At 33.8% G+C, this 3,389-nt stretch carries 4 protein-coding genes; 2 read left to right on the forward strand and 2 right to left on the reverse strand.

Annotated features, from left to right (window positions below):
• Nucleotides 1-297, reverse strand: a 297-nt coding sequence (locus tag LNQ81_RS18145; RefSeq protein WP_229949361.1) for a hypothetical protein, incomplete at its 3' end; no start/stop codon positions are given.
• A gap of 235 nt (nt 298-532) precedes the next feature.
• On the opposite strand from LNQ81_RS18145, the gene LNQ81_RS18150 reads away from it, so the two are divergent.
• Nucleotides 533-1,096 (forward strand): DUF4468 domain-containing protein, encoded by a 564-nt coding sequence (locus LNQ81_RS18150; RefSeq protein ID WP_229949365.1) that lies wholly within the window; start codon nt 533-535, stop codon nt 1,094-1,096.
• A gap of 311 nt (nt 1,097-1,407) precedes the next feature.
• Complete coding sequence (gene mobV, locus LNQ81_RS18155) at nt 1,408-2,634, forward strand: MobV family relaxase (RefSeq protein ID WP_229949366.1); 1,227 nt, start codon at nt 1,408-1,410, stop codon at nt 2,632-2,634.
• Between the two features lie 137 nt (nt 2,635-2,771).
• Here the strand turns inward: mobV and LNQ81_RS18160 are convergent.
• Nucleotides 2,772-3,389 (reverse strand): protein rep (locus LNQ81_RS18160; protein ID WP_229949367.1); only part of this gene is annotated, 618 nt, incomplete at its 5' end.

Genomic DNA, 3,389 nt, shown 5'->3' on the forward strand with positions numbered 1-3,389 from the left:
CACAGGTTGAAATAGTTCTTCTAACTGAGGTAAATACGCATTAATAAGCCTTGCTGTCTTAATACGACCACACGTCAAACACCAACGATTCTTACAATAAGTTGTATTAATCTTACCTACTTCATTAGTTAGAAGTGTTTCAGCACAGTATGTACTGTTCTTATAAGATTTGAAAAGCTTTGATTTCGAATTGAAATACATAAGAGATAAGGCTATCCCCTTGCTGACGTACTTAGACCATTGCTTTTTTTTAAGGGTGTCCTTTGGGGATTCCCTTTTTTGTAGTAGATTTGCCATTGTAAAAGACTTAAACAAGCTATCAAATCATATGGGGTTCCAGCCCCGATTAGATAGCTTTTTTTATTTTATATAGCTTCAAAAGTAACGCTTATTTTTTAATTTTGGCTACAGTTATGCTAACTTATCAAGGGAGGTCCGAAAAGTATCGCTCAAAGGTCTTTTTAGCTGCGCTAAAAAGCAGGTAGGTTTTTTAGCATTTTCCGAACAAAACAAGTTATTAAAAATTGATATTATGAAAAAAATAATTACCCTTTTATTCTTGTTAGTTTCTCTAACAATGTTTTCTCAAATCCCTACGGAATTCACTCTAACAAAAGAAGGTCTTACTCCATTTGTAGTAACTACAGTTCAAGATAAAACTCAAGCTGAAATTTACACTAAAACACTAGAATGGGTAAATAAAACATTTAAAGAACCCAGTGAGGTTATAAAAGCAACTGTACAAAATGACTATGTAAGAATAGAAGTCTTTACTGCTGCTGTATATGCAACCAAATTACTAGGAGTTACGGCATATACAGATTTAAAATATCAAATAGAGGTATCTGCGAAAGATAACAGATATAAATTTGAAGTATTAGATATTCAATTTTATGTAGAAGGATCGAGTGCAACAGTAGCAGGTTGGAGAACTTTAGTCAACGAAACAAACGTTGAATATTGGCATAAAAAAGACGGGACTATAAAACCTAGATTTATAGATTTAAAAGATAAACTACCAAAACTATTTAACTCTACAAATCAAGAATTAAAAAGCTTTATAGAATCTAATAATAGTCAAAAGAACGATTGGTAAAAAAAAAGCCCGAACAGTAATGTTCGGGCTTTCTTGTTTCGTTTACAAATTTTGGCGCTTGTATGGTTGCTCCTCAGCAGAGCCTTACTCCCTCCTCATTGTATTGCAAATATATGTTTTCTTTTCATACGAACTTCACTAAACACGATTTTTTTGTACCTTGCAACGACTTACGGTTTTCCGATAAGTATAACCTACTATACTTATTTTTTCCTGACGTCAAAATAAGTGTAGGCTCTACGAGGTTACCCACTTCGTGGGGGTAGGGGTTAAAACCCCTTTTTTAAAATCGCAAAATAGAAAAGTTAGGAATGGGAAAAGTAGCATATCACGTCGAAAAGGGAATGGATAGTTCGGGAGGATTAGGACATCATATTGACAGAACAGAAGGACAAGAACATACCTATCCACACGCAGATTTATCTCGAGGAGATATGAATAAAAATTATGCAGTCAATAAATACTGTAGTATGGAACTACCCAAAGCCATAGAAGCACGTATCCAAGACGGCTATAATGGCAAAAGGAAGATAAGAACGGACGCCGTTCGATTTCTCTCACATATCCTTTCCGGAACTCACGAGGATATGATATCTATATTTGCTGATGAAAAGAAAAAAGAACAATGGGTACAAGCAAACTATGAATTCTTAAAAGAACAATATGGAGCAGAAAACATAGTTAGATTCTCTCTACATCTTGATGAAAAAACCCCTCACATACACGCAATCACAATTCCTTTGACAAAAGAAGGGAAGCTTTCTGCTAAAGAAGTAATGGGTAATAGAATAGAACTACAAAAAAAGCAAACAAGCTATGCTCAGTATATGAAGCCTTTTGGCTTAGAAAGAGGAGAATTAGGCTCTACAGCTAAACACGAAAGTCTTGATGAATACCGTAGAAGAGAAAATCAAATTGGTTTAAAAGTTGATGAACCTATTGAACTCGTAATGAAAAAAAAAATATATGGTTCTTCAATAGACAAAGATGCTACAATTGAAAAGCTAATAGAAGACATAAAGACACATAGAGTCGTTTTAGAGGACGAAAAAAATAAGGCTGACGAAGTATATCAAAAAGAAGAAAGAAGGCATATAAAGGCAGAAAAACAACTTCAAAGCAGTTATAAAGAACTCAAGGAAGAACTTTATGACTCAGATATGGAAAACATAGAACTAAGGAAAAAAGTTACAGCGTATAAAGAGATAATGGATCAATTAGTTTTAAACCCTAATGAAGTAGCAAATGATATCTTAACACGCAGACTAAATTTAGCAACTAAAAAAATCAAAGAAGAAATTGTAAAGGATGTAAATAATGGCGAAAGCCCTGCGAATGTAGATAAGTATTTACGTAAACACATCCCTCCAATTAGTCCACTTTTTAAAGGGTCAATATGGGAACTACTGCAAAAAATAACAAAGAATAGAGACGAATACGAAAACAAACTATACACGTTTCTAAAGGAAACTAAAGAGCAATTTATAAAGCTCACTGAAGAAGTTACAACCAAAGTATCAAGAGGTTTTAAACGTTAATTCTACGTTTCTCTATTTCAAATAAAACAGAACAGAAAACGCTTCGCTAATTCTGTTCTGTTTTATTCGACAACCTTTATATTTCTAACCTTGTTTTGTTCGGAAAATGCTTAAAAAACCTAAGTACAAATAATTATTTAATTATTTGGATAATCAGTCAATTTCTTAACCTTTTCGGGGATTGCAAGACCTACGAGAGCATTCCCATCTTCTTTATCATACCAATCATCTGTACACCATTTGAAAATACGATTTGCCATCCCCTCGAGTACAATACCACCCTCTAAATCATCTTCATCAAACTCCTCTTCTATCGCTTTAATTCCTCCAAAAGCTTGATAAGTACGTTTCCCTTTTAGGGCATTAAATACCAAATCATAACGCTCTGCATTTGCTTTAGAGTTACTTTTTACTTCAGATTTAAAAGCATACTTGAATAACTCTTTAAATGAAAATTCATCGGCAAATCGAATATCTTGAGCAAGCCTATTTGCTTGAGGAAAACGTTTAAGCCATTGCCCAATTAACCATTCACCCTCTGCCCACCCATCTAAGATAATATGAAAATGATAGTGATACAATCCTCCTGGGCGAATAGTACATTCTGCCTTTCGAATACCCTTGAATATTTGATATCCTTTTTTATACTTTGCTTTTTTTGTTGATTGATATATTAACCTCCATTCTTTCTCCATTTCATCTATACGCATAGATAATTCCTCCCCCTCTACAGTAGGGAGTGTAAGGGTAACAAA

The organism is Myroides oncorhynchi (assembly GCF_020905415.1).
Taxonomy (GTDB): Bacteria; Bacteroidota; Bacteroidia; order Flavobacteriales; family Flavobacteriaceae; genus Flavobacterium; species Flavobacterium oncorhynchi_A.